The organism is Amycolatopsis sp. NPDC004079 (assembly GCF_040610415.1).
In the GTDB taxonomy this organism is placed as follows: domain Bacteria; phylum Actinomycetota; class Actinomycetes; order Mycobacteriales; family Pseudonocardiaceae; genus Amycolatopsis; species Amycolatopsis halotolerans.
Genome location: NZ_JBEXMH010000051.1, coordinates 34,305 through 61,294 on the forward strand (window position 1 = coordinate 34,305; position 26,990 = coordinate 61,294).

Sequence of the window (26,990 nt, forward strand, 5' to 3'; positions counted from 1 at the left end):
CTCAGCATCCGGCACCGCGCCGCTCGCGACAACGGGTTTTCTGTCATCGGAGCACGGGTGAAACGAAATCGGCCCCCGCGTCGATAACGGGCTCGGACGACCGGTTCGCCCAGGGTGCCGGTCTTGGGGAGGATTCCGTTTTTCGATGAAGAACTCGTCGCGGGCGTTGCTCGCTGTCTTGCTGCTGGCCGGTTTTCCGGTGCTGGTGCTCGCCGTCGCCGGGGCGATGATCTGGCTGGAGATCGCCGCGTACCAGCACAGTCCGCTCACCGCGGGACGGCTCGGCTTCCTTGTCGCGCCGGTGCTGTACGTGCTGTTCACCGCCCTGCTGACGTTCGAGCGGACCCGCGACGACGACGTGCCCGGCCTGCCCGTCACGCCCGGGGAGCAGCCAGAACTGTGGGCGGCCGTCCGCGAGCTCGCCCAGGAAATCGGTACCCGGCCGCCGGACGAGATTTACCTGATTCCCCAGGTCAACGCGTCGGTGTACGAGCAGACGCACTGGTTGGGGCTGCGCGTGCGGCGGCGCCGGATGTTCATCGGCGCGCAGCTTTTCGCCGGGATGCGGGTCAGTCAGCTCCGCGCGATTCTCGGGCACGAGCTCGGCCACTACAGCAATCGCCACACCCGGTTCGCCGGCGCGACTTACCGCGGACGGCAGACGATCGGGCGAGTCCTGAATGGACTCGACTCGACCTGGTCGGCCCGGATGCTGCGGCCGGTCTTCAGCGCGTACGCCGCCCTGTACTTCCGGGTCTCGATGAGCGTGAACCGGCAGCAGGAACTCGCCGCCGACGCCGCGTCCGCGCGGGTAGCGGGCTCCACGGCCGCGGCGACCGCGTTGCGCGAGGTCGAGGTGCTCGACACGGCTTGGCGGCTCTTCCTGAGCAAGTACGCGACCATCGCCTGGTCCGCCGGCTACCTGCCGCAACGGATGGCCGAGGGCTACCAATTGCTGCTCGCCGACGAGAAACGCGCGAAGAAATTGGCTTCCGTGCGGAAGAATCCGCCCTCCGAGCCGACGTCGCAGTACGACAGCCACCCGCCGACTTCCGAACGGATCGCGCTGCTGGAAGCCGCGCCGGACGTCCCCGTGCCGCCCGGCGGCGAACGGCAGGCGACGGATCTTCTCCGTAACGGAACGGCGCTGCTCGAAGCGGTGCTGGCGACCGGCTTCACGGCGGGAGCGTCCTCGAAGAAGAAGCTCGACTGGGCCAGCCTGGTCGACGTCGGGATGCGCAACTCGAATCAGGTCGAAGCGCTGCGGATCCGCCGCAGCCGCAGCCTCGACGAACTGCTCGACTTGCTCGACGCCGGACGCCTCGAGGACATCGCCGGCCCCAACGCCCCGGCGACGGCCGGAGCACGGGCGAAGCGCGAGCTCTACCGGCCGCAAGTCCACAGCCGACTGTCCATTGTGGTGCACGCGCAGCTCGCCAAAGCCGATGCTGCGCACTGGGAACTGTCCTGGTCCGGACCGGCGAAGCTGGTACTGGCCGAACCGTATGCCACCGAACTGGATCCCGCCGTCAGCGCGGCGATCGACGGGGACACCGCTCCGCTCCGCGCGTTGCTCGCCCCGGTTCATTCCTGAGAGGAACACCCTTGCTCGGCTTTATCAAGCTGTACACCGTTCCGAAGTATCGCCGGATGATGAGGGGAATCGCGAAAGACGCCAAGAAGCGCGGCCTGACCACTTCCGACTACATGCGCACGCTCGGCAGCAGCGACCTGGCCCGCTATCTCGTGCCGCCGATCAAGCCGATGGACGTCGAACGGTTCGGCCTGCCCCCTGATGCCAAGATCACCACAAAGCCGCTGCTGGCGAAGCCGGTCCGGGACGCCAAAGTCGCACACGCCGCGGGGAACTGGCAGCAGGGCGCTGACCTGCTCGCCGGAATCGGGCAGGACTGGGACCGGCGCAGTTCGATCGTGAGTCTCCTCGGCGAGGTCGCGGCCGACGACGACACCGCGCTCAAGGCTTGGCGAGCGGCCCGTCCCGACGACGCGGGCGCCGCCGCGGTGCACGCCGACGCGCTCACGAACGTGGCGTGGCAGATCCGCAGCGCACGGCAGGCGAAGTACGTCAGCGGGGAGCAATTCGCGGGATTCCGGCGCGTGCTCGAGGAGGCCGACGAAGCGAGCCAGGCCGCCGCCGAACTCGCTCCCGACGATCCGACGCCGTGGGCGATACGGTGCATGATCGCGATGGGCCGGCAGTACGGTCACGAGGAATTCCGCGCGGTGTGGGACGGTGTGCTGGCGCGCGATCCGTTGCACGTCCACGCGCACGCGCGCGCCCTGCAGTACTGGTGCGCCAAGTGGTTCGGCACCAACGATCTGATGTGGACATTCGCCGAGGAGGGCGCGGCGAAGCATCCGAAGCTGGCATGGCTGCCGCTTGCCGCGGCGTTCGAGGCGTCGTTCTCCGGGGTCAAGGACGCGTGGAAGGACAAGCGCGTCGAAGCCGCGCTCGACCGGTTGCTGCCGTGGCTCGACGGCGAGGGCCGGGACGCGCCGGACACCCCGAACAGCCGCGCCTACGCCGCCCGCGCGCTCGTCGAACTCCGGCGCGGTCCCGAAGCGGTGGAGCAGTTCCGCCACCTCGGCCGGAGCGCGTCCGGACGAGTGTGGTCCTACAGCGGTTACGGAGCGAGCCACGAATTCCGGACCTACCGGAGCCGGGCCTGCCGGCTGGCCAAGTAGCAAGACCGGCACCACGGAGAATGAAACTGCCCGGCCCCTGAACCAGGGACCGGGCAGTTTTACTGGGAAGCTCAGCGGTTCTGCGCCACCAGCTCAGCGATCTGCACAGTATTCAGCGCCGCCCCCTTACGGAGGTTGTCGGCGGAAACGAACAGCGCCAGCCCACGGCCGTCCGGCACACCCGGGTCAGTACGAATGCGGCCGACCAAACTCGGGTCAATACCGGCAGCCTGCAGCGGCGTCGGCACATCCGCCAACTGCACACCAGGCGCGGTCGACAGCAGCTCCGTCGCTCGCTCGACCGACAGCGGCCGTTCGAATTCGACGTTCACCGACAGCGAGTGCCCGGTGAACACCGGAACGCGCACGCAGGTGCCCGAAACCAGCAGCTCCGGGATGCCCAGGATCTTCCGGCTTTCGTTGCGCAGCTTCTGTTCCTCGTCCGTCTCGAACGTGCCGTCGTCCACAATGGACCCGGCCATCGGCAGGACGTTGAACGCGATCGGCGCGACGTACTTGGCCGGGGCCGGGAATTCGACCGCCGAACCGTCGTGGGTGAGCGAGGCCGCGCGCGAGGCGACGGCGTTCACCTGCGCGGCCAGCTCGTCGACGCCAGCCAGGCCACTTCCGGAGACTGCCTGGTAGGTGCTCGCGATGATCCGCACCAGGCCGGCTTCGTCGTGCAGCGGCTTGAGGACCGGCATCGCGGCCATCGTGGTGCAGTTGGGGTTCGCGATGATCCCCTTGCGCGCGTCCTTGATGGCTTCCGGGTTGACCTCGCTGACGACCAGCGGCACGTCCGGGTCGCGGCGGTAGGCCGACGAGTTGTCGACCACGATCGCGCCCGCCTCGGCGAACCGCGGCGCCTGCTCGCGCGAGGTCGCGCCGCCCGCGGAGAACAGCGCGATGTCCAAACCGGACAGATCAGCGGTCGCGGTGTCCTCGACGGTGATTTCCTCGCCGCGCCACGGCAAGGTGCGTCCCGCCGAGCGGGCCGAGGCGAAGTACCGGATCTGCTCGACCGGGAAGTTCCGCTCGTCGAGCAGCTTGCGCATCACGGCGCCGACCTGGCCGGTCGCCCCGACCACGCCGACGCGAAGACCCGGTGCCATCAGCGACCACTCCCCGCGTAGACGACGGCTTCCTCGTCGCCGCCCAGTTCGAACGCCTCGTGGATCGCGCGCACGGCCTCGTCCAGCTGCGCGTCGCGGATCAGCACCGAAATGCGGATCTCCGAGGTGTTGATGATTTCGATGTTCACGCCCGCGTTGGCCAGCGCCTCGCAGAACGTCGCCGTGACGCCCGGGTGCGAGCGCATCCCGGCGCCGACGAGCGACACCTTGCCGACGTGGTCGTCGTACAGGACCGACTCGAAGCCGATCCCCGCCTTGATCTTCTCGAGTTCCTTGACCGCCTTGGCCCCGTTGGCCTTCGACAGCGTGAAGGTGATGTCGGTGCGGCCGGACGACGTGCTCGACACGTTCTGCAGCACCATGTCGATGTCGATCTCGGCGTCGGCGACGACGCGGAAGATCTTGCCCGCGGCCCCGGCGTGGTCCGGCACGCCGGTCACGGTGATCTTCGCTTCCGAGCGGTCATGTGCCACACCGGTGATCAGCGCTTGTTCCACGGGGATCTCCTCGATCGATCCGGCCACCGTGGTGCCCGGCTTGTCGCTGTAAGAAGAACGGACTCGGATCGGCACGCCGTAGCGGCGCGCGTACTCGACCGAACGCAGGTGCAGGATCTTCGATCCGCTCGCCGCGAGCTCCAGCATCTCCTCGTACGGGATGGTGTCGAGCTTTTTGGCGTCCGGCACGATGCGCGGGTCAGCCGAATACACACCGTCCACATCGGAATAGATCTCGCAGACGTCCGCGTTCAGCGCGGCGGCGAGCGCCACCGCGGTGGTGTCGGAACCGCCGCGGCCGAGCGTCGTGATGTCCTTGGTGTCCTGTGCCACGCCTTGGAAACCGGCCACCAGCGCGACGTAACCCTGCTCCAGCGCCTCGGTGACGCGGCTCGGAGTGACATCGATGATGCGCGCGTTGCCGTGCACCGATGTGGTGACCACACCCGCTTGGGAACCGGTGAACGACCAGGCCTGCGCGCCTTGGGCGGAAATCGCCATCGCGACCAGCGAATTCGAAATGCGCTCACCGGCGGTGAGCAGCATGTCCATTTCCCGCTCCGGCGGCGCCGGGTTCACTTGCTGCGCCAGATCGAGCAGCTCATCAGTGGTGTCGCCCATCGCCGAGCACACGACGACCACGTCGTTGCCCGCCTTCTTGGTCGCGACGATCCGTTCTGCCACGCGCTTGATCCGGTCGGCACTTTCCAGCGACGATCCGCCGTACTTCTGGACCACGAGGGCCACGCCCGAACCTCCTTGACGGGCCGGGGCGTACTCCTTGGAGGGCACCGAGGAGCGCCCACGGCCCTTCATTTGGAGAAGAGCCTACCGGCGAGAACGGCGCCCGCCACCCCATCGAGTGGTCCGCCACCGCCTCTTCGGAGCATTTGGAAGTAAATTTTCCTTGACGCCAGGGGAAAGCTCGAAGCCCTTCCTCCGGAGTGACGGAGAGCACTCCCGGTCGTACTACGGTTCGGCGCATGCGCAAACCAGCCGAGACGAGCGTCCCCGTCGCGCCGGCCATCGCCGAGCGCTGGAGCCCGCGGGCCTACGACGAGACCGCCGAAATCACCGACGCCCAGCTGACCGCATTGCTCGAAGCCGCCAGGTGGGCGCCGTCTTTCGGCAACACCCAGCCGGCGCGCTACCTCGTCGGCCGCCGGGGCGATCCGGTCTTCCCGCGCCTCCTCGCGACGCTGAACTCCGGGAACCAGGCGTGGGCGTTCCGGGCGAGCGCGCTGTTGATCGGCGTGATGGTCACCACGAACGAGAAGGGCGAGGTGCCCTACACCGACTACGGACTGGGCTTGGCGACCGAGAACCTCGTCCTGCAGGCCGTCGAACTCGGGCTGATCGCACACCAGATGGCGGGCTTCTCGCCGGAGCGGGTGCACGAGGATTTCGGTCTGCCTTCCGACGCGGTGGCCCGGGTGGCGATCGCCGTCGGGTCCGCCGCCGACCCTTCGGTACTGGAGGACCCGCGCCGCATCGAACGGGAACTCGCGCCGCGACGAAGGCTGCCGCTCGAGGAGTTCGCCTTCGGGGACCGATGGGGGTCTCCGGCACTGTGACCGTTTCGTGAGCAATCGGGGGAACCGGCGTCACCGCTTCGAGGTCAGATAGGCACCAAACCGGTCAGGCCACTGAATCGGTGGGACATCCCTCAAGGAGTGACGAGATGCGTACTGGGCTGCCGGTTGTAATGGCGATTTCCGCAACGGCGATGGCGTTCGCGCTGTCCGGATGTTCCAGCTCGGACGACAAGGCTCCCACCCCGCCGATCGCCACGCCGCCCGCTTCGTCCTCGGCGGCGGCCCCGTCTTCCTCCGCCGCCGCGCCCGCTGGCGACTCCGCCTCGGCTGAGTACACGAAGCAGGGCACGAAGCTGAAGATCGGCGAGAAGGCCGTGGTGCCGTTCAAGTCGCAGAAGAACACCGGCGCGATCGGCGTGACGGTGACCGGCATCGACAAGGGCGTCGAGGCTGACCTCGCCCCGCTGAAACTCGGCGACCGGGCGAAGGGCATGACGCCGTACTACATCCAGGTCAAGGTCACGAACGAGACCGGCTCGGACTTCGCGTACAGCTCGCTGGGCCTGATGAACGGCCTCCTCGCGGACGGCACCAGCGGCCCGCACGTGACGGTGATCGGCAAGTTCGAGAAGTGCGACAGCGGGAACTCCGGCAAGGCGTTCACGACCAAGGGCGCTTCGTACACCAGCTGCGTCCTGGCACTGGCCCCGGCGGGCGCGGAGGTCAAGGGGGCTAGCTACGGGGCTAGCACGTATCGGGACTTGGCTCCGAACACTGACTACGGCAAGGACGCGGTGACCTGGCAGTCCTGAAGCCGCTGAGCGTACGTCGCCGTAGGCCCCGGACCCGGGAGCGGAAACCGGGCACTGGTACGTGAGGGGAACCCTGAGGGAATCTGATTCCCTCAGGGTTCCCCTCACGTACTTCAAGACACAGTCGCATGGCGACAAATCGGGAATTCCGGTGCTGTTGGCGCCCTTTGTGGACGGTCGGCGGGCCGAGGTCACGCGGCTTAAGCCCCTGGCATGGGACCTGATGCCGAGGCGGGGGCGGCTCGGCAGCCAAGCGGCTGGTCAACGGGCGAATTCAAGGAAGCAGCTGTTTCCTTGAATTCGCTCACCCGCAGTTCAGGAACCTTGAAATGTCGCGGGCGGCGGCCGGTCAGGCGCCAGCGCCCCCGACACGGCGGATGATCTTCGCCAGAATCCCCGACACAACCAGCCAGAACACCGCCGCGATGCCGTAGTTCACCAGCACCCGCAGCTTCGCGTCGCCGGGCGTGAACAGGTCCTTGAAGCCGAGCGACAACCCGTCGGCCCAGCTGCGGACGAACGAGACGATGCCGTTGCCCTGGTTGGCCTCGCCGATGACGAAAATCACGTGCAGCACCAAGACCGCGGCGAACAGCAGCCCGACCCAGCGCACGAGCGACGCGATGAACGACACCGCGCGCTCACGAGTGCGCCGCCAGTCCACCGGGGTGCGCTGGGGTCGCGCCTTCGCCTCGGTTTCCTGCGCTTGTTCCGCGTGCTCGCCCATGCCGGGCAGTCTGGCACGTCGCCTCGCGAGCCGCTACCCGCTAGTAACAGGTATCAGCCACCCGACGTAACAGTTCGATCGCGGCGGGCGGCTTTCCTTTCGGCGCGTCCGGTGGTTACAGTGACCCCGTGGCGCGTGAACTCCTGCTTCGCTGCCGCGACGGGGCCTGATCTGACCGGCTCCTCGTCGCGGGGCTTTGTGGTGCCGGTCGTCCGCACCGAACCCGTCAGGAGATTTTCCCGCGATGAGCACCGACCCCCGCACCACTAACTCCCGTCTGCGCACGCCCTCTCGTCCCGCGCCCGCCGGACAGCCCTCGTGGAATCCGCAGCGCGGCACGTCCATGCCGGTGCACCGTTACCGCCCCTGGTACGACGTAGTCGAGAACATCGACGTACCCGACCGCACCTGGCCGGACAAGCGCATCGAGCGCGCGCCGCTGTGGTGTGCGGTCGACCTGCGCGACGGCAACCAGGCGCTGATCGACCCGATGTCGCCCGCGCGCAAGCGCAAGTTCTTCGACCTGCTGGTCCGCATGGGCTACAAGGAGATCGAGGTCGGCTTCCCGGCCGCGTCGCAGACCGACTTCGACTTCGTGCGCGAGATCATCGAAGAGGGCGCGATCCCGGACGACGTGCACATCCAGGTGCTGACCCAGTGCCGCCCCGAGCTGATCGAGCGCACCTTCAAGTCGCTCGAAGGCGCGCCGCGGGCGATCGTCCACATTTACAACTCCACCTCGATCCTGCAGCGCCGCGTGGTGTTCCGCGAGGAGCGCGAGGGCATCAAGAAGATCGCGACGCAGGCCGCGGAAATGGTCGTCGAGCTGGCGGCGAAGCAGCCGGACACCGACTTCCGCTTCCAGTACTCGCCCGAGTCCTACACCGGCACCGAGCTGTCGTACGCGCTCGAGGTGTGCAACGCGGTCACCGAGATCTGGCAGCCGACGCCGCAGAAGCCGGTGATCCTGAACCTGCCCGCGACCGTCGAGATGGCGACGCCGAACGTCTACGCCGACTCGATCGAGTGGATGAGCCGCAACCTGGAGCGCCGCGATTCGGTGGTCCTGTCGCTGCACCCGCACAACGACCGCGGCACCGGCATCGCCGCCGCCGAACTGGGCTACCAGGCGGGCGCGGACCGGATCGAGGGCTGCCTGTTCGGCAACGGCGAGCGCACCGGCAACGTCGACCTGGTCGCGCTGGGCATGAACCTCTACAGCCAGGGCATCGACCCGCAGATCGACTTCTCCGACATGGACGAGATCAAGCGGACCGTCGAGTACTGCAACCAGCTGCCCGTCCCGGAACGTTCGCCGTGGGGCGGGGACCTGGTGTTCACCGCCTTCTCCGGCAGCCACCAGGACGCGATCAACAAGGGTCTCGACGCGATGAAGGACGCCGCGGACAAGAAGGGCGTCCCGGTCGACGAGCACCCGTGGGAGGTCCCGTACCTGCCGATCGACCCGAAGGACGTCGGCCGCACCTACGAGGCCGTGATCCGGGTGAACTCGCAGTCCGGCAAGGGCGGCGTCGCCTACATCATGAAGGCCGAGCACCAGCTCGACCTGCCGCGCCGGCTGCAGATGGAGTTCTCGAAGGTCATCCAGGCCTACACCGACACCGAGGGCGGCGAGGTCGACCCGGCCACCATGTGGCGCGCGTTCTCGGCCGAGTACCTGGAGGCGAAGACCCCGCTGGAGCTGATCAAGCAGCGGGTCACCGACAACGGCGGCGGCGAGTACGACCTCGAGGCCACGGTGAAGGTCGAGGGCGACGAGCACGAGATCACCGGCCGCGGCAACGGGCCGATCGCCGCGTTCTTCGACGCACTGTCCACTGTGGGCTACGACCTGCGGCTCCTGGACTACAGCGAGCACACGCTGAGCCCTGGCGACGACTCGCGCGCCGCGTCCTACATCGAATGCGCGATCTCCGACCGCGTGTTCTGGGGCATCGGCGTCGACCCGTCGATCGTCACCGCGTCGCTGCGGGCTGTGGTGAGCGCGGTCAACCGGGCCAACCGCTGACCCGCGCCTGATGCGCCCCAATGTGGCATTGGGTGCGTCACACGCACCCAATGTGGCGTTCGGTGCATCGCATGCACCCAATGCCACATTGGGGCGGTTAGGCGGTCGGGGCCGGGCGGGAGGTAGGTGTGCGGGCTGAGCGGCTGGTCGCGCTGCTGTTCACGCTGCACCGCAAACGCGCGGGCACCGTCGGGGAGCTGGCCGACGAACTCGGCGTGACCGAACGGACGATGCGGCGCGATCTCGCCGCGTTGCGCGAAGCCGGCGTGCCGCTCTGGAGTGAACCAGGGCGCCGTGGCGGCATTCGGCTCGTGGACGGCTGGCGTTCGAGGCTCGACGGCCTCACCTCGCGGGAGGCCGTCGCGCTGCTGGCCCTCGACGTGCCGGACGCGCTCGCCGGGCTCGGCCTCGGCACCGCGGTGGCCGCCGCGCACGCCAAGGTGTCCGCGAGCATGCCTGCTCAGCTGCAGGAACAGGCGCGGACGGTCGCCGGGCGGTTTCATCTCGACGCCTCTGCCTGGTTCAGCTCGCCGGACGACGCCGCCGCACTTCCTGCCGTCGCCAAGGCGGTGTGGACGCAACGGCAGCTCGACGTGCGGTATCGGCGGCGCGACAAGATCACCCGGCGGACGCTCGATCCGCTGGGGCTCGTGTTGAAGGCCGGGGTTTGGTACCTGGTGGCGCGGATCGAAGAAGATCTGCGGACGTATCGCGTCTCTCGGTTGGAAGCGGTCGCCGAAACCGGAGAAACCTTTGCGCGGCCGGAAGAATTCTCGCTCGCTGATTGGTGGCGTGCGTCGTCGGCGGAGTTCGAGAAGATGCCGCTGCCGTTGAAGGTGACGGCTCGGCTCGACCGATCCGCGGCGGGTGCGTTGCGGCGGGTTTTCGGGCCGGAGCACGTGAACGAGGTGCTCGTGTCGCTCGGCCCGAAGGACGACGACGGGTGGGCCGAGGCCGAGTTCGCCATGGAGGGCAAGGAAGTCGCCGTCGGACAGCTGGTTTCCCTCGGCCCCGGCGTCGAGGTGCTGAGCCCGCCGGAGATCCGCGCCGCGGTCGCGGACTTCGGTCAGGCGCTCGCCGACCGCAATCGTCCGTGAAGGGCTCCTTGAGGGAATCAGATTCCTTCAAGGAGCCCTTCACGGACAGTCGGCATCAGCGGTAACCAGTGGCGTCGGCGGGCTTTCCGGGTTCCTGGACCTCGTCGATGTACCGCCACGCGTCCGGACGGCTGCCGTCCACGTCGTCGATCTCGTAGACCTTCGCCAACTGTCCGCTGGAAACGGTCTGGCCGGTCCAGCGGTGCCGGTCCGCGTCGGCGGCGAGCGCGACGACCGTGCGGCCGGAGAAGGTCGGCGACTCCGAGATCACGAAGTGCGGCTCCCGGACCGTCGCGTCGCGCCAGTTTTCCTCGGTGACCTCGAAGATCTCCAGCATCGCCTCCGAACGCAGCCAACCCGGCGTGAACGCGATCGCCGTGCAGTCGTGCGCCTTCAGTTCGGCCGCCTCGCCGACGGCCAGGACGTTGATCGCCGCCTTCGCCAGGTAGTACGGCAGCGACGTGCCCTCGCGGTACTTCCGGTTGTACTCGGCGGTGCCGTCGGTCAACTCGATCACCAGCCCGCCCGGACGCCGGATGACCAGCGGAAACAGATGGTGACTGGTGATCAGGTGGGCGTCGAGGGACAGCCGCATCATCCGCAGGCTGGCGTCCAGCGAATGCTCCCAGACCGGTTTGCCCCACTCCAGGTAGCGGTCGCCGCCCCAGATGCCGTCGACCAGGATGTCGAGACCGCCGTGTTCGGCGTCGATCCGCCGGGCGAGCGCGGCGACCTCGTCGCTCACCAGATGATCGACCCGCAGCGCGCTTCCCTTGCCGCCGACGGCTTCGATCTGGTCCAGAGTGTCCTCAATGGTCTCCGGACGGTCCACTTCGGACCGTCCGGCACGCGTCGTGCGACCGGTGACGTACACGTACGCCCCGGCCCGGCCCAGTTCGACCGCGATCGCCCGGCTCGCCCCGCGCGTGCCGCCCGCCACGAGCGCGACCTTGCCCGCCAGTTCCCCGCTCATTCCGTTCGTCCCCTTTCTCTCGGCTGACCACCAGCGTGCGCGCGAACCCTGACATCCCCTGTCCGGGTTTTCCGAAATCTGTGTCCCGGCTGTGCCTTGCTGTGAAGTGCCGGTGATTGGGACTCATCTGGACTGGCAAGGCGGTTAATAGAGACATGGACGCTACGACGGCTGGGCTAGTGGTGCTGTTCGTCGTCTCGCTGGTGCCGTTGTTGCCCACCGAGGTGACGCTGCTCGGCATGGGCGTGGCCGCCGCGCAGCACGGGACCTCGCTGGCTGTCGTGATCGCGGTCGCGAGCGTCGGCTGCCTGCTGTCTGACCAGGCGTTGTACGCGCTCGGACGGTTCGGCGGGGCGCGGATGCTGACCCGGCTGGGCCGTCGGCGCAAGCTGGCCGCCGGGCTGACCTGGCTCGACGGACGCCTGCAGCGGCACCCGCGGCCGGTCCTGGTGGTCGCGCGGTGGCTGCCCTCCGGCGGGACGGTCGGCGCGCTGCTGGCCGGCTCGTTGCGGTGGCGGTTCACCGAGTTTCTGACCGCGTCCGCGGTGGGCGTGCTGCTGTGGACGTCGTATGTCGCGTTTCTCGGCTACGCCGGTGGCCAACTGGTTGCCGAGCCGGGAGTGAGCCTGGCGTTGTCGCTGACCATCGCGGTGCTGCTGGGCTCGGCGATCACGGTCGGGATTCGACGGCACGCAGCGCCGAGTACAGCGCCCTGATCAGCGATTCGTTCTCCGGAGCGGCCGCGGCGGGGAACGGGATGCGACGGCGGGTGTAGCCGTACGCGATGCCGTTCCGTGGGTCGGCGAACGCCTGCTGGCCGCCCGCGCCGCTGTGGCCGAAACTGCCCTGGCCCAACTCCGGGTAGCGCTCGCCGGTGGCGTGGAATCCGATCCCGAACGCCTTCTGCTCGCTCAGCACCACGTCGCGGCCGATGGAATGGATCTGCGCGAACTCGGCGGCGATTTCCGGCTTCAGCACTGGCGATTCGCCGTCGAGCGGGCTGATCGCCGCCGCGTACATCCGGGCCAGGCCGCGGGCCGAGGCGACCCCGCCGAACGACGCCGGGCCGAGCCGTCGGACTTCCGGCAGGTTCGGCAGTTCCCACACCTCCGGGCCGGCTGGGTGCTGCCGGTTGAACGCGATGCCCTGGAGGCTGTTCGCGGCGGGCAGCGGGAGCTGTCGTTCGGGAGTCAGCACCATCGGTTGCGTGGCAACGAATCGCGGCTCCAGTTCGGCGGGCAAGCCGAGGTGAAAGTCCACTGTGTACGGCTTGCTGACGCGGTCGGCGAAGTTCTCCTGGAGGGTGCGGCCGGTCACGCGGAGGACGACTTCGCCGCTGAGTGCACCGATTACCAGCGCGTGGTAACCGAATGCGGTGCCGGGCCGCCAGAACGGGCGCTGGCGGGCCAAGCGTTCGGCCACGATGCGGTCGTCTGCGAGTTCTGCGCGGCTGAAACCTTCGTCCGAGCCGACCAGTCCGGCTCGGTGCGCCAGCAGGTCTCGCAAGGTGACGTCTTGCTTGCCTTCGACGGCGAACTCCGGCCAGTAATGGCTCACTCGCTGGTCCAGATCCAGCACGCCGTCCTGGACCAGCAGCGCGACGGTCAGGTGCGCTGCCCCCTTCGACGCGGAGTACGCGCCGATCAGGGAATCTCCGTCGATGTCCTCGCCGGTCCAGAGATCGACCACTTGCTCGCCGCGGTGGTACGCCGCTAATTGCGCGGATCCGTCGGCCACTGCCGCGAACTCGTCCCGCACCTGCTCGAAGCCGGGCCGCACGGTGCCCTTGATGTTTGCCATGCCCGCCACGCTACACCGGTTTGTAACCAATGGTCACTAATTCTTCTCGGTAGAGTCCCCGGCTATGACTCGACCGCGGCCCGGCCGTCCCGCACAGCTCGATCGCGAGCGGATCGTCGACGCGGCGTTGTCTGCCGGGAACCTCGACACGTTGACCATGCGCGAACTGGCCGCGCGGCTCGGCGTGACGCATGGCGCGCTCTACCGCTGGGTCGCCAATCGGGACGCACTGTTCGACCTGGTCAGCGAGGTGGTGCTGGATCGGGTGCTTCCCGAGGAGGGGCCGCCGCGCCGGTCTTGGCGGCCGTGGCTCGCGAAGGTCGCGTGGGCGATGCACGACCAGTTTCTCGCGGTACCCGGTTACGCGACCCGGCTGTCCCGGCCGCATCGGCACAACGCGGATTCGTTCGGCCGGCTGCGCACCGAGGTGGTCGCCGCGTTCACGAACGCCGGTGTGCCGCCGGAACTGGCCGAGCAGAGCTGGTACATCTTCATCACCTGCACGGTCAGCTGGCTCGCGGTCCGGGAAAACCCGCTCGACCTCGGGCCCGACGCTCCCCGGTTCGAGCTTTTCCTCGACACGTTGCTGCGCGGTCTGCCCGCCCGGGAACCCAGCTAGGTCGTGAGTGCGGCCACTTCGGCGCGCATTTCGTCGATCACGGTCGCGACCGCTGGCCGGTTCGCGGCACCGGTGCGGCACACCACTTCCACCAGTCGCGCCGCGCGGATCCCCGCCAGCGGGCGGCCGACCAGTCCGCTGCCGCGCCGAGTGTCCATTGTGTACCGAGGCATCAGCGCGATCCCGTGCCCGGCCGCGACCAGCCGTTCGGTGATGCGGAAATCGTTGATGCGCTGGACGATCTGCGGCCGCACTCCGGTGCGCACGGTCAGCGAGCGGAGGACGTCGTCGACCGGAAAGCCGTGGTCCACCGAGATCCAGCGTTCGTCCGCGAGATCGGCGAGGCCGACGCGGCGGTTGCGGGCCAGGCGGTGGCCGACCGGGAGGGCGACGTCCAGAGGTTCGCGCAGCAGCGGGACCACGTCGAGGCGTTCAGTGTCGAACTCGGCCGCGTGCTCGTCTCGGTGGGCGACGACGACGTCGTAGTCCGCGACCAAGCCGGGCACCTGCGGCGGGACCATGTCGACGTCGCGGACGTCGACCTCGAGGTTTTCGTGCTGATCGATGCGGCGCAGCAATCCCGGCAGGAGCATGAGACCCGCGGACTGGAAGATCGCGATCCGCACGCGTCCGCGCGGGGCCCTGCGATAGGTGTCCAACTCCGCCTCGGCGCGGTCCATCGCGGCCAGGACGTCGTCGGCGCGGGCGACGAGCGCGCGGCCCGCGTCGGTGAGCCGAAGGCCGCGGCCAGCCGGTTCGGTGAGCGCGATGCCGACCTCCGTCTGCAACGCGCGAAGCTGCTGCGAGATCGCCGACGGCGTGCAGTGCAACGCCTGAGCGGCGGCGGTGACGCTGCCCCGATCGGCGAATTCGCGCAGCGTCCGGAGCCTGCCCAAGTCCATCCGGGCAGTGTATGTGAAGCAACGCTACACAGTCAGTGCAGTTATTCTCGCTAGTGCTTCAAAGTTTGCCTAGGCAGAGTAAGAAGCATGGCCATCCGGGACCGTCTGCTCGCCGTGTTCGTCGCCGTCCTGTGGGGCCTCAACTTCATTGCGATCCACGCCACACTCGGCCAGTTCCCGCCGATGTTCGCGGGCGCGCTGCGGTTCCTGCTGATCGCGATCCCGACGGTTTTCCTCGTGCCGTGGCCGCGGGTGAAGCTGCGGTATCTCCTCGGCTACGGGCTCGGGTTCGGCACCGGTCAGTTCGCGTTCCTGTTCGTCGCGATGCACCTGGGCATGCCGACCGGGCTGGCGTCGCTGGTGCTGCAGGCGTCGGCGCCGTTCACCGTGCTGCTGGGCGCGGTGCTGCTGCGGGAACGCGTCTCCGGGCGGCAGCTGGCCGGGATCCTGCTCGCAGTGGCGGGGATGACCGCGATCGCGTGGCAGCAGTCCGCCCACGCCGCGCTGATTCCGGTGGTGCTGACCTTGCTGGCCGCGCTGAGCTGGGCGATCGGCAACCTGAGCATGCGCCGCGCGGAGCCGGACAACCCGCTGCACCTGACGTTGTGGATGTCCGTGGTGCCGCCGCTGCCGATGCTGGCGCTGTCGAGCATCTTCGAGGGCCCCGGCGCCGCTTTGCACTCGCTGACGACGCTCGGCACCAAGACCGGCCTGATCGGCGTCGTGGGGCTGGCGTACGTGGTCATCTTCGGGACGGTCATCGGCTCCGGCATCTGGACCACACTGATGCGCCGCAACCCAGCGGGCGTGGTCGCGCCGTTCTCGCTGCTGGTGCCGGTGGTGGGGCTGACGGCGTCGTTCTTCATCCTCGGCGAGGTGCCGACAGTGCTGACGCTGGTGGCCGCGGCAGTGGTGATCGGCGGGGTTTTGCTCGGGTCGCTGAGGCGGAAGCCCGCGGTTACGCCGGAGGAATTGCTGCCGGTGTGACGGTCATCGGGCGGGGTGTTGCCGCAGCACCTCTGGCACCCGGTCGTACGCCTTGAGCTCACCGGCCAGCTCTGGCACCAGATAGCCGAGCACACGCAGAATCGTCTCGTGGTCTTTCCACAGATGCCGGTGGTGAATCGGCTCGTGGTGCATGATCCGGTTCCGGAACAGCAGAACGGTGCGCAAATCGGTGTGCAGATCGCGCCGTTTGCCGCGGTAGAAGGCGAACGCGCGATGCAGGTGCGGGACCCACAGCGTCCGGTCGTAAGCGCTGCTGAGGGTCGACACCCAGAATCCGAGGGACAGGTTGGCCACGAGATCGTCGGGCGTCTGCCGCCGTTCGCGGACGGTCAGCTTGCGCCGGGCCTCAGCCAGTTTGCGCACGCCGTCGGACCGCAGCGGGGCCACCCGCCACCAGTCTTCCCGGTCGAACGCCGTCGCCAACGTGCGGTGCAGGCCGTTGCGAAGCGCCAACTCCAAGCAGTGCAGCGCGGGGTAGAAGGCGGCGGAAACCTCGATGTTCCACCAATACAGCGCGCAAGCCCGGGCGAGATCGCCGTCTGTCTTCGCGAGATACGGCGCGAACCTCGGGGTCGACAAGCCGTCCCGGATCCACCCCGGCTCCTCCGGCATCAGCCGCCCCTCCTCTTCTTCCCTCTCGGGCGAGAGGGGATGTGCTAGTATGGCTTAGTACGCCCCGGGTCGCCTCTGCTTTCCGCATGCCGCCCGGGGCATCGCTTATTTCCGGGCCCGGAACGGAAAACCCCGGCGAGTCCGAAGACTCACCGGGGAATCCAGAGGCGAAAACTCAGGCCACCGCGTCGTTCTTCTCTTCCGACGACGACGAGGATGACGCCGACTCCGCCGCGTGGCGGGCCATGCGCTTCTTCAGCACCAGCGTCACCACCACGCCGATCACCAGGGCCGCTGCCAGGCCTGCCCACTGGAAGCCCTTCAGCCACTTGTCGGCGACCACGCCAAGGTAGTAGATGAGCGCCGTCGTTCCGCCCGCCCACACGATGCCGCCGAGGGCGTTCGCGATCAGGAAGCGCGGGTAGTGCATGTTGAGCGACCCCGCGAGCGGGCCGGCCAGGATGCGCAGCACCGCGACGAACCGGCCGAAGAACACTGCCCACATGCCGCGTTTGTGGAACATCCGTTCGGCGCTCGCGATGTGATCGGGGCCGAAATGCTTGGGGAACTTCCGGCCCGCCCACGCGAACAGCCGTTTGCCGCCCTTGCGGCCGATCAGGTATCCGATGCTGTCGCCGATGATCGCGCCCGCGGTGGCCAGCGCGCCGATCCACACCGGGTTCAGCCCGCTGTGCGACGACGCCAGCAGCGCCGCGCTCACCAGCACGATCTCCCCCGGCAGCGGGATGCCCAGGCTTTCGACCATCACCACCAAGCCCACCAACAGGTAGACCGAGAGCGGAGGGATCGCCTCCAGCACGTGGTCGATGTTCACTGCCAACCCCCTTGTGATTCGTGCCTGGTCTCCGCAGGGTACCCAGCTCGCGGGGATCCTCGCGTCCACCTGGAGTCGGGGGTGGGGTCCGTCTTCCGGCAGGGGTTTTTCAGGGTTTTTCCGACATAACACGCAAAGCACGCGATTCGAAGTACTCCCGTTCCGGCAGGCTCAGGGTGCGCTGGGCGGCGCGGACGTAGCAATCGTGCGCGCCTTGCAGGTCTCCGGACAGCTCCAGGAGATGCGCGCGGACGACGTCGGCTCGGTAGTGGTCCGCGTCGGTGGCGTCGAGTTCACTCAGCGCGAGTGCCGGGCCTTCGACGCGGGCGAGCGCGACCAGGCGGTTGAGGGTGACCATCGGGCCGGGGGCGATCTGCTGGAGAAGGTCGTACAGCGCCAGGATCTGCGGCCAGTCGGTGGCGTCGGCGGTCGGGGCTTCGTCGTGCACGGCGGCGATGGCGGCCTGCAGTTGGTACGGGCCGACCGGGGTGGTCGCCAGCGCATGTTCGATGAGTGCGCTGCCTTCGGCGATCGCGGACGCGTCCCAGAGCGAGCGGTCTTGTTCGGCCAGCGGCACGGGGATTCCGTCCCGGCCGGTGCGGGCGGGGCGGCGGGCGTCAGTGAGCAGCATGAGGGCGAGCAGTCCGGCGACCTCGCCGTCGGCAGGCAGCAGTGCGTGCAGTTGCCGGGTGAGCCGGATGGCCTCGGCGGTCAGCTCGACGCGGTTCACCGCGCTGCCGGAGCTGGCGGTGTGGCCTTCGGTGAACACCAGGTACAGCACCTGCAATACCGCGGCCACGCGTTCCGGAAGCTCGTCCTGCGGCGGCAGAGCGAACTCCGCCCCGCGCAGTTTGTGTTTCGCCCGGCTGATCCGCTGGCCGATCGTCGGCTCCGGGACGAGGTAGGCCCGCGCGATCTCGGCGGTGGTCAGGCCGCCGACGGCGCGCAAGGTGAGAGCCACTTGCGACGGTCGCGTCAACGCCGGATGGCAGCACAGCAACAGCAGGGTGAGGGTGTCGTCCTGCTGCGGCACGAGTTCGAAGGACGGCGGTTCCAGCGCGGCCACCGTCTCCTCACGACGGATGCGCGCGGCTTCGTTGCGCCACATCTCGATCCGCCGTCGCGAGGCCGTCGTGATGAGCCAGGCCTTCGGATTGTCCGGAACACCGTCCTTCGGCCATTGCACGGCGGCGGCGAGCAGCGCCTCCTGCACGGCGTCCTCGCATTTGCCGAAATCGCCGTAGCGGCGCACGAGAGCGGTCAGCACCTGCGGGATGAGGTCCCGCAGGAGGCGGTCGATCACAGCTCGAAGTCCACGTCGCCGGTCAGCCCCATCACCGGCCGCACCTCGATCGTCGCGAACGGGGCCTCCGGGATCCGCGCGGCGATCTCCAGCGCGCGGTCCTCCGAATCGCATTCCAGCAGATAGAACCCGGCGAGCTGTTCCTTGATCTCGGCGAACGGGCCGTCGGTGGTGCTCACGCCGTCGGTGCGCACGTGGACCTGCTTCGTCAGCTCCGGCGCGGCCAGCCGCTCGGAGACGATCCGTTCGCCTTCCAGCTCCTCGTGGAACCGCTGGTAGGCGCGCAGGCCCTCGGCCTTCTGCTCGTCGGTCATCCCCGCCCAGGCCGCGCGCGACGCCGGGTTGCCGTAGATCAGGACCAGATACTTCATCCGAAGCCTCCTCGAAAAAGTTTTCTACCCCTGATGTCGAAGCCGCGCGGACAGCTTCGACGTCCCGGACGAACGCACCATCCGGGAAAAGGAGAACACAAAATGTCCGAGAACGAGATCCGCGACCTGCTGGCCGAGCACACCGCCGCGACGCACGCGAAGGACCCGCAGCGGCTCGTCGCCTGCTACGCGGACAAGGCGGTCCGGTTCGACCTCGCCCCGCCGCTGCGCACGACCGGCGCTTCCGCGGAGTACGTCACGCAGTGGTTCAGCACCTTCGACGGGCCGATTTCCCGCACCTACCACGACGAGGAGATCACCGTGTCCGGCGATCTGGCGGTGGTGACGGCGCTGACCAAGCTGACCGCGACCCCGCAAGGCCAAAGCGAATCGTTCACTCTCTGGTTCCGCAGCACGTTTGCCTTGCAGTGTCGCGAAAACAGCTGGCTGATCTCGCACGAGCACAGCTCGACGCCGTTCCACATGGACGGTTCGTTCCGCGCCGCCGTCGATCTCCAGCCCTGAAAAGCCGTGAAGGACAGTCGGAGGATCTCGGCGGCCGGGAGTTCAGGCGTCGGGGTCGTCGCGGCAGGTACAGATCGGGTAGGCGGACACGATTTTTCGGAGCCGGTAATGGAGCGCAAGGTTCAAGATCCGTTCCTGCTCATCGCCGACGGTGCCGAGCGAGCCGAGGATGCGCGCGACGATCAACGGACTAGGCGTGCGCCGCCCCTGCTCCCACTCGGGGATAGCCCCGGGAGAGACGCCGATCCGCCGGGCAAGCTCGCGGACGCCCCACTTTTTTGCCTCCCGGGCTTCGCGGAGCGCGCTGCCCACCATCTTCGGCAACAGATTCGGTTGGCCCTCCGGGTCGTTCGTGCTCACTCGTCGTGTCCTGCTCTTCGGTCCTGTCGGCGATGATCTCGCCAGTATCGGGATCGGTGACGATCTCGGTGCCGTCGTACTGGATCCAATGGCCCACGCTCACCACGCCCGTTTCGGACTGCGCAGTCCTTTGCAGAAGCACGTCCGGCAGTCGTAGCGATGGTCGCGGTCCGACCCCAGTTCCTCGGACAGTTCATCGGCGAATGCCATCCGTTGCGGCAGCTGCAAGCCGGACGTGCACTTCGGCCAGAACACTTCCGCCCCAGGAGTGAACAGCTTCCGTTCGAACTGATGGTTCCAGCCGTCACACGTCCACCTGTGCACCGAATAAATCACCGTGGCCACCTCGCCGGAGGGCAGCTCGCCCGCGATCCGTATCGCTTCCACATCCCACCTCGCCAACTGGTATTGACGTCTTATCCACCAACCGTCGCACGTCACTCGCAACTGGTCAAGACAAGCGGACCAGTGGCAGAATGGGTGCATGGTGGATCGCACGAGCGGAGTTCCCGCGTTTCGACAGGTGGCGGCCGACCTTCGCGAGAAGATCGCAGCCGGTCAGTACGCGCCAGGCGATCAGCTGCCGAGCGAACGCGAATTGGTGGATGTCTACAGCGTGTCCCGTCCGACGGTGCGCGACGCGGTGGACGTGTTGCGGCGTGAGGGTCTCGTGATCGCTGAACATGGTCGCGGCGTGTTCGTGCGGCCGCCCGCCAGCATTCAGCGCATCGCCCGGTCTCGTCTGTCGAAAGAGGCGCGGGCGAAGAACCGCGGCGCATTTCTCGCTGACGCCGCAGCACGCGGCTTCGCACCATCGTCGTCAGTCACGGTTCGGTTCGAACGGGCCGACGCACGTGCGGCCAAGCATCTTGCGATCGATGAAGGCGCTGAAGTAACCGTGCGAGACCGGGTAATGCGCGCTGACGGGCTCGTGGTCCAGCTCGCGGTGTCGCGCCTTCCACGCGAGCTGACGCGCGACACCGCGATCGAGCAGGTGGATACGGGCAGCGGCGGTACGTACGCCCGGCTGGAAGATGCGGGGCACGAACTCGGGTCGTTCGTGGAACATGTCGGGGCTCGGATGCCCAACCCTGTCGAGGCATCGCAGCTTCAACTCGCCGACGGCGTCCCGGTTATGACCGTCACGCGCGTGGCCTACGGCACGGACGGGAGGCCGCTGGAGATGAACGACATGGTCCTTGCCGCAGACCGCTACGAGCTGTCGTACGAGTGGCCCGCGGATTGACTGTCCACACGGGACTGACCGAGCCAGGGACACGTGAAGTCCCCCACCCGTAAAGGTGGGGGCCTTCATCGGCACCTCAGAGAATCTCGGCGGCCGAACCGACGTCCGGCGGGCCGAGGTCGGGGTTCAGCGCCCCGGCGTCGACCAGTTCCACCTCGACCTTGTGCGGCTGGATCCGCCCGTCGCGGATGTCCTCCGCGTAGTGGCAGGCCACCCGGTGCCCGGCGCCGATCTCGCGCAACTGCGGGCGATCGGTGTCGCAGAGGCTTTCCTGCTTCCACGGGCAGCGCGTGTGGAACCGGCAGCCCGACGGCGGATTGGCCGGGGAGGGAAGGTCGCCGGCGAGCAGGATCTGCTCGCGGCTGTCCTCCACCACCGGGTCCGGCACCGGGATCGCCGACAGCAGCGCGCGCGTGTAGGGATGCAGCGGGTTCTGGTACAGCTCCTCCGACGTCGTCTCCTCGACCAGCGCGCCGAGGTACATCACGCCGATCCGGTCGGAGATGTGCCGGACCACCGCGAGGTCGTGCGCGATCACCACGTAGGTGAGACCGAGCTCTTCCTGCAGATCCTCCAGCAGGTTCACCACCTGCGCCTGCACCGAAACGTCCAGCGCGGACACCGGTTCGTCGGCGACGATCAGGTCCGGCTCCACCGACAGCGCCCGCGCGATGCCGATGCGCTGGCGCTGACCGCCGGAGAACTCGTGCGGGTACTTCCGCAGCGCGGTCTCCGGCAGGCCGACCGCGCTCAGCAGCTCGCGCAGCCGTCTCGCGGTGGACTCCTTGTCCTTGTCGAGCCCGTGCGCGCGCATGCCCTCGACGAGGATCGACTCGACCGACTGGCGCGGGTCCAGGCTCGACATCGGGTCCTGGAACACCATCTGCATCCGCCGCCGCGCCTTGCGCAGCTGCTCGCCCTTCAGCTGGGCGACGTCGGTGCCGTCGAACACGACCTTGCCGTCGGTCGGCTCGTTGAGCCGCAGGATCGCGCGGCCCAGCGTCGACTTGCCGCAGCCGGATTCGCCGACCAGGCCGTAGGTCTCGCCGCGGCGGATCGACAGGTCGACCCCGTCGACCGCGAACACGTGGCCCACCGTGCGGTCCACGACGACGCCGCGCTTGATCGGGAAGTGCACCTTGAGGCCGGTGACCTCGAGCAGCACCTCGTCGGTGTTCGCCACCGTCATCGGGTTCCTCCTCCTGCCGCCACGGCGGGTTGCACCGGGTTGTGGCAGCGCAGCAAGCCGTTCCGGTCGGGAACCAGCTCCGGCGAATCTTCCAGGCAGGCCGCGACCGCGTTCGGGCAGCGCGGCGCGAACGCGCACCCGCCGTCCCACGGGATGTTGTCGGCGACCGAACCGCGGATCGGCACCAGCTTCTCGCCGCGGCCCTCGTCGAGCCGCGGGATCGAGGCCAGCAGGCCGTGCGTGTACGGATGCCTCGGCTGCGCGAACAGCGAATGCCGTTCTTGGCGCTCCACGATCCGGCCGCCGTAGAGCACGTTGACCTCGTCGCAGAGCCCGGCGACGACGCCGAGGTCGTGCGTGATCATCACCAGCGCGGTTCCGGTGTCCTGCACCAGTTCCCGCAGCAGGGCGAGGATCTGCGCCTGGATCGTCACGTCGAGCGCGGTGGTCGGCTCGTCCGCGATGAGCAGCCGGGGACGGCACGCCAGCGCGATCGCGATCAGCGCGCGCTGGCGCATCCCGCCGGAAAGCTGGTGCGGGTACTCGGAAAGCCGCCGCGTCGGGTCGGGAATGCCGACCTTGTCGAGCAGTTCCGCCGCTTCGATCCGCGCCTTCTTGCGCGGCATGTCGCGGTGGCGCTCCAGCACCTCGGTGATCTGCAGCCCGATCGGGATGACCGGGTTCAGCGAGGACAGCGGGTCCTGGAACACCATGCCGAGATCGCGGCCGCGCCGGTCGCGCATTTCGCGGTCGGACAGGGTCAGCAGATCGGTGCCCTCAAACCGCACCGAACCGCTGACGGTGTTGCCGCGCTTGGCGAGCAGCCGCATGATCGCGAGCGAGGTCACCGACTTGCCGCAGCCGGACTCGCCGACCAGACCGACCGTCTGGCCGGGTTCGACGTCGAAACTCACGCCGTCGACCGCGGTGAACGGGCTTTCGCCGCGGCGCTGGAACACGACCTTCAGGTCGCGGACTTCGAGGAGTGCCACGGGGTCACCGCCGGTTCTTCGGGTCGAGGGCTTCGCGGAGGGACTCGCCGAGCAGCGTGAACCCGAGCGCCACGATGATGATCGCGATCGCCGGGTAGTAGGCCAGCTCGGGCCGGATGTCGAGGAAGTGCTGGGAAGCGTTGCCCAGCATCAATCCCCACTCCGCGCGGGTCGGGTCCGGGTCGCCGAGACCGAGGAACGACAGCGCCGCGGCCTCCAGGATCGCGGTCGCCAGGGTCAGCGTCGCCTGCACGATCACCGGGCCGAGCGAGTTCGGCAGCATGTGCCGGAACACGATCGTCGTCCGCTTCACGCCGAGCGACGTCGCCGCCAGCACGTGGTCCGCCTCGCGCTGGGCGAGCATCGAACCGCGCAGCAGCCGGGCGAAAATCGGCACGCCGATGATCGACACCGCGATGATCACCGTCCACTGGCTCGGCTTCGCGAACAGCGCCGCGATCGAAATCGCCAGCAGCAGCGAGGGAAACGCCAGCAGCACGTCGACGATGCGCATCAGGACGGTGTCGACCCAGCCGCCGAACGCGCCCGCGAGCCCGCCGATGAGCGCACCGAGCAGCACGCCGATCACCGTGGCGAGCACGCCGACCAGCAGCGTCTGCTGTGCGCCGATCAGCAGCCGGGACAGGAAGTCGCGGCCGAAGTCGTCGACGCCGAGCGGGAATCCGGGCTGTGCGCCCGGGATGATGCCCCGGCCGAGGATGACCTGGTCCTGCAGATACCGGACCTGCGGGTCCTTCGGCGCGAGCAACGGCGCGAAAATCGCCAGCAGCAGGAACAGCAGGGTGATCACGCCGCCGACGATCGCCACCGGGCTGCGCAGCATCCGGCGCAGCGCCTCGGCGCCGAGGCTCCGCCCGCCCGCCGACGCGGCGGCGAGCTTGTCGATCGGCTCTTTCTTCTTGTTCAGCAGAGTGTTCACCGCACACGCACCCTCGGGTCGATGAGCCCGTAGGAAATATCCACGAGCATGTTCACGAGCACGTAGACCAGTGCCCCGAGAAGCAGCAGCGCCTGCAGCCGCGGGTAGTCCCGCTTGTCGATCCCTTCCGCCAGAAGGAATCCGAGGCCGCGGAAGTTGAACACCCGCTCGGTCAGCACGGCGCCGCCGAGCAGGGCGCCGGTCTGCAGGCCGATCGTGGTGATCACCGGCAGCAGGGCGTTGCGCAGCACGTGCCGCTGGCGGACCACGGGCTGCGTGAGGCCCTTGGAGTTCGCGGTGCGGATGAAGTCCTCGTTGAACACGTCGAGCACCGACGCGCGGGTGATCCGGGTGATCACCGCGAGCGGAATCGTGGCGAGCGCGAAAGCGGGAAGAATGAGGTGCTTGATCGCGTCCCAGACCGCGTCCCATTCGCCGGTCATCATTCCGTCGAGAATGGCGAAATGCGTGACGACGGTGGCGTCGATTCCGGGAGCCTGCCTGCCTTGCGACGGCAACCCGAGCGGCGTGGAAAGCAGGTCCTGCATCATGTAGCCGAGGAAGAAGATCGGCACCGCGACGCCGACCAGGGTCAGCACGATGATGACGTTGTCGACGACCTGGCCGCGGAACCGGGCGGCGAGATAGCCGAACGAAACGCCGGCCACCACGGCGATGATCATCGCCGTGATGCCCAGTTCAATGGTGGCGGGAAGGAACGTGCCGATCTCCGACATCACCGGCCGGGTCGACACGAGCGAATTGCCGAAATCCCCGGTGAGCGCGCGGCCGAGGAATTTGAAGTACTGCACGAAAATCGGCTGGTCGAGACCGAGCACGTGGTTCAGGTTCGCCAGTTTTTCCGGAGTCGCCTTGTCCCCGAGCAGAGCGGACGCGGGCCCGCCGGGGAGTGAGCGCAACCAGGCGAACACCAGGATGGACAGGATGAGGAGCGTCGGGATCGCTTGTAGCAGCCGACGCACGAGAAAACGGAGCACGAGTAGTCCTTTGTGTACAGCCCGGGAACGAGGCCAAGGGCAGGCGCGGTAGCACCTGCCCTTGGCCTGGCTGCTCAGTGGAGCACGTCAGCCGATCGTGACGGTGTCGAAGCGTTCGTCGGTGAGCGGGCTGGCCACCACGCCCTTGATCTTCGGGCCGACCACGATCGCCGGCGTCGGGTAGGCGATCGGGATGGCGGGCAGGTAATCCATGATCTTCTTGTTGGCGTCCTGGTACGCCTTGGTGTGCGCGTCGCCGGCGGGCGCGGCGTCCGCGTCGGCGAGCGCCTTGAAGATGCCCTGGTTGTTCTCGTCGGACAGACCGAACTCCGGCTTCGGGCGACCGAAGAAGGTGCCGACGAAGTTGCCCGCGTCGTTGTAGTCACCGGTCCAGCCGAGCAGGTGGATGTCCTGCTTGCGGTTCTGCTGCACGTCGTCCTTGTACCCGCCGTTCCACGACTCGGCGACCGGCTGCACGTTGACGCCGATGGCCTTCAGGTCCTCGGAGATCGCGGTGTAGGTGTCGGCCGGGTTCGGCATGTAGGGCCGGGTGACCTCGGTCGGGTAGTAGAACTTCAGGGTCAGGCCCTCGGCGCCGGCTTCCTTCAGCAGCTGCTTGGCGCGTTCCTTGTCGTACGGGTACTTGGTCACGTCGTCGGTGTAGCCGGAGATCGCCTTCGGCACGAACTCGGTCGCGACCTCGGAACCCTCGGCCAGCTTGGAGCGCACGAACTGCTCGCGGTTGATGCCGTAGGCCAGCGCCTGGCGGACCTTGGGGTTCGCCAGCTTCGCGCCGTTGGGGCCGGACTGGTTGATGCCCAGGTAGAGCACGTTGAACGACGGGCGGATCAGCACCTGCTCGCCGTCGTTGCGCAGCAGCCCGTAGTCCGCGGGGGCCGGGAAGTCGTACCCGTTGATGTCGCCGGCCTTGAGCGCCTGCTTGCGGGCGTTCTCGTCCGGGATCACCTTGAACACGAGCTTGTCCAGCTTCGCCGGCTGCGGCATCGTGCTGGTGTCGTTGCGCACCAAGGTGATCTGGCCGTTGCCCTGGTCCCAGCCCTCGAACTTGAACGGGCCGGTGCCGGTCGGGTGCTTGTAGCCGTACTCCGGATACGTGATCGACGTGCCGGAGCCGGTGACCTTGTCCGCGTTGTACTTCTGCAGCGCGGTGGGGCTCTGGATCGCGAACGACGGCAACGTGAACGCGGCCGGGAAGGCGCCCTTCGCGCGGGTCAGGTTCAGAACCGCGGTGTGGTCGTCCTTCGCCTCGCAGTTCTTGTAGACCGGCTGGCCCTTGGTGGTGCCCTCGTTGTTCGCGAAGCCCTCGAAGACGTCGCCGTAGTAGATCATCTGGCTCTGGGCGGTGGCGCCCTTCATGTTGTACCAGCGATCGAAGTTGAAGCAGACGGCCTTCGCGTCGAACGCGGTGCCGTCGCTGAACTTCACGCCCTGCTTGAGGTCGAACGTCCAGGTCTTGCCGTCGTTGCTCGGCGTCCACTTCGTGGCGAGCGACGGGGCCAGGTCAGCGGTGCCCGGCTTGTTCTGGATCAGCGTGTCCAGCATCTGCCGGGTGATCCGGAACGTCTCGCCCTCGTCGTTGAAGATCGGGTCGAACATCTTCGGGTTGCCGGTGTTGCCGAAGACCATGGTGCCCCCGGAACCACCGCCTCCGGACTCGTCGCGCTTCGATTCCGCGCACGCGGACAGCGAGACCGCGAGCGCGCCCGCGAGTCCGATCAGAGCTGCCCGGCGTGTTCGGGTCAGCCGCAATTGCTGCATCT

The 26,990-nt window shown here is 68.1% G+C and carries 28 protein-coding genes; 11 read left to right on the forward strand and 17 right to left on the reverse strand.

Features of this window, described 5'->3' with window-relative positions; translation table 11 throughout:
• Positions 1 to 145: 145 nt before the first annotated feature.
• Together ABZX37_RS36665 and ABZX37_RS36670 are read left to right on the forward strand one after the other, a co-directional pair.
• On the forward strand, positions 146 to 1,594 hold the full coding sequence (locus ABZX37_RS36665) for a M48 family metalloprotease (RefSeq protein WP_354747502.1): 1,449 nt from the start codon (positions 146 to 148) through the stop codon (positions 1,592 to 1,594).
• A 56-nt stretch (positions 1,595 to 1,650) separates the two neighbouring features.
• A complete protein-coding gene (locus ABZX37_RS36670; protein ID WP_354747504.1) occupies positions 1,651 to 2,706 on the forward strand; it encodes a DUF4034 domain-containing protein in 1,056 nt (351 codons plus the stop codon).
• A gap of 71 nt (positions 2,707 to 2,777) precedes the next feature.
• Here ABZX37_RS36670 and ABZX37_RS36675 read toward each other — a convergent pair whose 3' ends face one another.
• Both ABZX37_RS36675 and ABZX37_RS36680 read right to left on the reverse strand, forming a co-directional pair.
• Complete coding sequence (locus ABZX37_RS36675) at positions 2,778 to 3,818, reverse strand: aspartate-semialdehyde dehydrogenase (protein WP_354747506.1); 1,041 nt, start codon at positions 3,816 to 3,818, stop codon at positions 2,778 to 2,780.
• Positions 3,818 to 5,083, reverse strand: coding sequence for an aspartate kinase (locus ABZX37_RS36680; RefSeq protein ID WP_344265876.1), 1,266 nt, complete (start codon positions 5,081 to 5,083; stop codon positions 3,818 to 3,820). Before ABZX37_RS36680 ends, ABZX37_RS36675 begins: the two co-directional genes overlap by 1 nt.
• A 236-nt stretch (positions 5,084 to 5,319) precedes the next feature.
• Between ABZX37_RS36680 and ABZX37_RS36685 the strand changes: the two genes are divergently transcribed.
• Both ABZX37_RS36685 and ABZX37_RS36690 read left to right on the forward strand, forming a co-directional pair.
• On the forward strand, positions 5,320 to 5,910 hold the full coding sequence (locus ABZX37_RS36685) for a nitroreductase family protein (RefSeq protein WP_354747508.1): 591 nt from the start codon (positions 5,320 to 5,322) through the stop codon (positions 5,908 to 5,910).
• 107 nt (positions 5,911 to 6,017) lie between these two features.
• On the forward strand, positions 6,018 to 6,683 hold the full coding sequence (locus ABZX37_RS36690) for a hypothetical protein (RefSeq protein WP_354747510.1): 666 nt from the start codon (positions 6,018 to 6,020) through the stop codon (positions 6,681 to 6,683).
• 349 nt (positions 6,684 to 7,032) lie between these two features.
• Here the strand turns inward: ABZX37_RS36690 and ABZX37_RS36695 are convergent, their stop codons facing one another.
• Complete coding sequence (locus ABZX37_RS36695) at positions 7,033 to 7,410, reverse strand: hypothetical protein (protein ID WP_354747512.1); 378 nt, start codon at positions 7,408 to 7,410, stop codon at positions 7,033 to 7,035.
• Positions 7,411 to 7,654: 244 nt separating this feature from the next.
• Here ABZX37_RS36695 and leuA point away from each other — a divergent pair, with 244 nt between their 5' ends.
• Positions 7,655 to 9,439: a 2-isopropylmalate synthase gene (gene leuA / locus ABZX37_RS36700; protein ID WP_354747514.1), complete on the forward strand. Its 1,785-nt coding sequence runs from the start codon at positions 7,655 to 7,657 to the stop codon at positions 9,437 to 9,439.
• A 128-nt stretch (positions 9,440 to 9,567) separates the two neighbouring features.
• Complete coding sequence (locus tag ABZX37_RS36705; RefSeq protein WP_354747516.1) at positions 9,568 to 10,536, forward strand: WYL domain-containing protein; 969 nt, start codon at positions 9,568 to 9,570, stop codon at positions 10,534 to 10,536.
• 55 nt (positions 10,537 to 10,591) lie between these two features.
• Here ABZX37_RS36705 and ABZX37_RS36710 read toward each other — a convergent pair whose 3' ends face one another.
• Complete coding sequence (locus ABZX37_RS36710; protein ID WP_354747518.1) at positions 10,592 to 11,509, reverse strand: SDR family oxidoreductase; 918 nt, start codon at positions 11,507 to 11,509, stop codon at positions 10,592 to 10,594.
• Positions 11,510 to 11,664: 155 nt separating this feature from the next.
• On the opposite strand from ABZX37_RS36710, the gene ABZX37_RS36715 reads away from it, so the two are divergent.
• Positions 11,665 to 12,225 (forward strand): DedA family protein, encoded by a 561-nt coding sequence (locus tag ABZX37_RS36715; RefSeq protein ID WP_354747520.1) that lies wholly within the window; start codon positions 11,665 to 11,667, stop codon positions 12,223 to 12,225.
• Here the strand turns inward: ABZX37_RS36715 and ABZX37_RS36720 are convergent.
• Positions 12,179 to 13,309, reverse strand: a complete 1,131-nt coding sequence (locus tag ABZX37_RS36720; RefSeq protein WP_354747522.1) for a serine hydrolase domain-containing protein — start codon at positions 13,307 to 13,309, stop codon at positions 12,179 to 12,181. The genes ABZX37_RS36715 and ABZX37_RS36720 overlap by 47 nt on opposite strands.
• 64 nt (positions 13,310 to 13,373) lie before the next feature.
• Here ABZX37_RS36720 and ABZX37_RS36725 point away from each other — a divergent pair, with 64 nt between their 5' ends.
• Positions 13,374 to 13,928, forward strand: coding sequence for a TetR family transcriptional regulator (locus tag ABZX37_RS36725; RefSeq protein ID WP_354747524.1), 555 nt, complete (start codon positions 13,374 to 13,376; stop codon positions 13,926 to 13,928).
• Here the strand turns inward: ABZX37_RS36725 and ABZX37_RS36730 are convergent.
• On the reverse strand, positions 13,925 to 14,830 hold the full coding sequence (locus tag ABZX37_RS36730; protein WP_354747526.1) for a LysR family transcriptional regulator: 906 nt from the start codon (positions 14,828 to 14,830) through the stop codon (positions 13,925 to 13,927). The genes ABZX37_RS36725 and ABZX37_RS36730 overlap by 4 nt on opposite strands.
• 87 nt (positions 14,831 to 14,917) lie before the next feature.
• On the opposite strand from ABZX37_RS36730, the gene ABZX37_RS36735 reads away from it, so the two are divergent.
• Positions 14,918 to 15,817, forward strand: coding sequence for an EamA family transporter (locus ABZX37_RS36735; protein ID WP_354747528.1), 900 nt, complete (start codon positions 14,918 to 14,920; stop codon positions 15,815 to 15,817).
• A 3-nt stretch (positions 15,818 to 15,820) separates the two neighbouring features.
• Here the strand turns inward: ABZX37_RS36735 and ABZX37_RS36740 are convergent, their stop codons facing one another.
• From ABZX37_RS36740 to ABZX37_RS36755, 4 genes are all read right to left on the reverse strand, one after another.
• Positions 15,821 to 16,450, reverse strand: a complete 630-nt coding sequence (locus tag ABZX37_RS36740; RefSeq protein WP_354747530.1) for a hypothetical protein — start codon at positions 16,448 to 16,450, stop codon at positions 15,821 to 15,823.
• A 175-nt stretch (positions 16,451 to 16,625) separates the two neighbouring features.
• Positions 16,626 to 17,285 (reverse strand): DedA family protein, encoded by a 660-nt coding sequence (locus ABZX37_RS36745; RefSeq protein WP_354747532.1) that lies wholly within the window; start codon positions 17,283 to 17,285, stop codon positions 16,626 to 16,628.
• Positions 17,286 to 17,394: 109 nt separating this feature from the next.
• Positions 17,395 to 18,588 carry a DUF6596 domain-containing protein gene (locus ABZX37_RS36750; RefSeq protein WP_354747534.1) on the reverse strand — a complete coding sequence of 398 codons (1,194 nt, stop codon included), beginning with the start codon at positions 18,586 to 18,588 and terminating at the stop codon, positions 17,395 to 17,397.
• Positions 18,585 to 18,959 carry a YciI family protein gene (locus tag ABZX37_RS36755; protein ID WP_354747536.1) on the reverse strand — a complete coding sequence of 125 codons (375 nt, stop codon included), beginning with the start codon at positions 18,957 to 18,959 and terminating at the stop codon, positions 18,585 to 18,587. The genes ABZX37_RS36750 and ABZX37_RS36755 overlap by 4 nt, the downstream gene beginning before the upstream one ends.
• 102 nt (positions 18,960 to 19,061) lie before the next feature.
• Here ABZX37_RS36755 and ABZX37_RS36760 point away from each other — a divergent pair, with 102 nt between their 5' ends.
• Positions 19,062 to 19,484, forward strand: coding sequence for a nuclear transport factor 2 family protein (locus tag ABZX37_RS36760; RefSeq protein WP_354747538.1), 423 nt, complete (start codon positions 19,062 to 19,064; stop codon positions 19,482 to 19,484).
• 42 nt (positions 19,485 to 19,526) lie between these two features.
• On the opposite strand, the gene ABZX37_RS36765 is transcribed toward ABZX37_RS36760, so the two are convergent.
• Together ABZX37_RS36765 and ABZX37_RS36770 are read right to left on the reverse strand one after the other, a co-directional pair.
• Positions 19,527 to 19,844 (reverse strand): helix-turn-helix transcriptional regulator, encoded by a 318-nt coding sequence (locus ABZX37_RS36765; protein WP_354747540.1) that lies wholly within the window; start codon positions 19,842 to 19,844, stop codon positions 19,527 to 19,529.
• A gap of 99 nt (positions 19,845 to 19,943) precedes the next feature.
• Positions 19,944 to 20,231, reverse strand: coding sequence for a hypothetical protein (locus ABZX37_RS36770; protein ID WP_354747542.1), 288 nt, complete (start codon positions 20,229 to 20,231; stop codon positions 19,944 to 19,946).
• 97 nt (positions 20,232 to 20,328) lie between these two features.
• On the opposite strand from ABZX37_RS36770, the gene ABZX37_RS36775 reads away from it, so the two are divergent.
• Positions 20,329 to 21,090 (forward strand): GntR family transcriptional regulator, encoded by a 762-nt coding sequence (locus ABZX37_RS36775; protein ID WP_354747544.1) that lies wholly within the window; start codon positions 20,329 to 20,331, stop codon positions 21,088 to 21,090.
• Between the two features lie 76 nt (positions 21,091 to 21,166).
• On the opposite strand, the gene ABZX37_RS36780 is transcribed toward ABZX37_RS36775, so the two are convergent.
• From ABZX37_RS36780 to ABZX37_RS36800, 5 genes are all read right to left on the reverse strand, one after another.
• Positions 21,167 to 22,279 carry an oligopeptide/dipeptide ABC transporter ATP-binding protein gene (locus ABZX37_RS36780; protein WP_354747546.1) on the reverse strand — a complete coding sequence of 371 codons (1,113 nt, stop codon included), beginning with the start codon at positions 22,277 to 22,279 and terminating at the stop codon, positions 21,167 to 21,169.
• On the reverse strand, positions 22,276 to 23,271 hold the full coding sequence (locus ABZX37_RS36785; RefSeq protein WP_344265929.1) for an ABC transporter ATP-binding protein: 996 nt from the start codon (positions 23,269 to 23,271) through the stop codon (positions 22,276 to 22,278). The genes ABZX37_RS36780 and ABZX37_RS36785 overlap by 4 nt, the downstream gene beginning before the upstream one ends.
• Before the next feature lie 4 nt (positions 23,272 to 23,275).
• The gene (locus ABZX37_RS36790) at positions 23,276 to 24,211 is read right to left on the reverse strand and encodes an ABC transporter permease (RefSeq protein ID WP_354747548.1); all 936 of its coding nucleotides are present in this window, start codon (positions 24,209 to 24,211) and stop codon (positions 23,276 to 23,278) included.
• Positions 24,208 to 25,209, reverse strand: a complete 1,002-nt coding sequence (locus ABZX37_RS36795; protein ID WP_354747550.1) for an ABC transporter permease — start codon at positions 25,207 to 25,209, stop codon at positions 24,208 to 24,210. The genes ABZX37_RS36790 and ABZX37_RS36795 overlap by 4 nt, the downstream gene beginning before the upstream one ends.
• Before the next feature lie 87 nt (positions 25,210 to 25,296).
• Positions 25,297 to 26,988, reverse strand: coding sequence for an ABC transporter substrate-binding protein (locus ABZX37_RS36800; RefSeq protein ID WP_354747552.1), 1,692 nt, complete (start codon positions 26,986 to 26,988; stop codon positions 25,297 to 25,299).
• Positions 26,989 to 26,990 lie beyond the last annotated feature (2 nt).

Bases quoted from the DNA above. Each gene is read 5' to 3' on its own strand.
- ABZX37_RS36665 (WP_354747502.1), top strand. From the start codon at position 146: ATGAAGAACTCGTCGCGGGCGTTGCTCGCTGTCTTGCTGCTGGCCGGT.
- ABZX37_RS36670 (WP_354747504.1), top strand. From the start codon at position 1,651: ATGATGAGGGGAATCGCGAAAGACGCCAAGAAGCGCGGCCTGACCACT.
- ABZX37_RS36675 (WP_354747506.1), bottom strand. From the start codon at position 3,818: ATGGCACCGGGTCTTCGCGTCGGCGTGGTCGGGGCGACCGGCCAGGTC.
- ABZX37_RS36685 (WP_354747508.1), top strand. From the start codon at position 5,320: ATGCGCAAACCAGCCGAGACGAGCGTCCCCGTCGCGCCGGCCATCGCC.
- ABZX37_RS36690 (WP_354747510.1), top strand. From the start codon at position 6,018: ATGCGTACTGGGCTGCCGGTTGTAATGGCGATTTCCGCAACGGCGATG.
- ABZX37_RS36695 (WP_354747512.1), bottom strand. From the start codon at position 7,410: ATGGGCGAGCACGCGGAACAAGCGCAGGAAACCGAGGCGAAGGCGCGA.
- leuA (WP_354747514.1), top strand. From the start codon at position 7,655: ATGAGCACCGACCCCCGCACCACTAACTCCCGTCTGCGCACGCCCTCT.
- ABZX37_RS36710 (WP_354747518.1), bottom strand. From the start codon at position 11,509: ATGAGCGGGGAACTGGCGGGCAAGGTCGCGCTCGTGGCGGGCGGCACG.
- ABZX37_RS36715 (WP_354747520.1), top strand. From the start codon at position 11,665: ATGGACGCTACGACGGCTGGGCTAGTGGTGCTGTTCGTCGTCTCGCTG.
- ABZX37_RS36720 (WP_354747522.1), bottom strand. From the start codon at position 13,309: ATGGCAAACATCAAGGGCACCGTGCGGCCCGGCTTCGAGCAGGTGCGG.
- ABZX37_RS36725 (WP_354747524.1), top strand. From the start codon at position 13,374: ATGACTCGACCGCGGCCCGGCCGTCCCGCACAGCTCGATCGCGAGCGG.
- ABZX37_RS36730 (WP_354747526.1), bottom strand. From the start codon at position 14,830: ATGGACTTGGGCAGGCTCCGGACGCTGCGCGAATTCGCCGATCGGGGC.
- ABZX37_RS36735 (WP_354747528.1), top strand. From the start codon at position 14,918: ATGGCCATCCGGGACCGTCTGCTCGCCGTGTTCGTCGCCGTCCTGTGG.
- ABZX37_RS36740 (WP_354747530.1), bottom strand. From the start codon at position 16,450: ATGCCGGAGGAGCCGGGGTGGATCCGGGACGGCTTGTCGACCCCGAGG.
- ABZX37_RS36755 (WP_354747536.1), bottom strand. From the start codon at position 18,959: ATGAAGTATCTGGTCCTGATCTACGGCAACCCGGCGTCGCGCGCGGCC.
- ABZX37_RS36760 (WP_354747538.1), top strand. From the start codon at position 19,062: ATGTCCGAGAACGAGATCCGCGACCTGCTGGCCGAGCACACCGCCGCG.
- ABZX37_RS36775 (WP_354747544.1), top strand. From the start codon at position 20,329: ATGGTGGATCGCACGAGCGGAGTTCCCGCGTTTCGACAGGTGGCGGCC.
- ABZX37_RS36780 (WP_354747546.1), bottom strand. From the start codon at position 22,279: ATGACGGTGGCGAACACCGACGAGGTGCTGCTCGAGGTCACCGGCCTC.
- ABZX37_RS36800 (WP_354747552.1), bottom strand. From the start codon at position 26,988: ATGCAGCAATTGCGGCTGACCCGAACACGCCGGGCAGCTCTGATCGGA.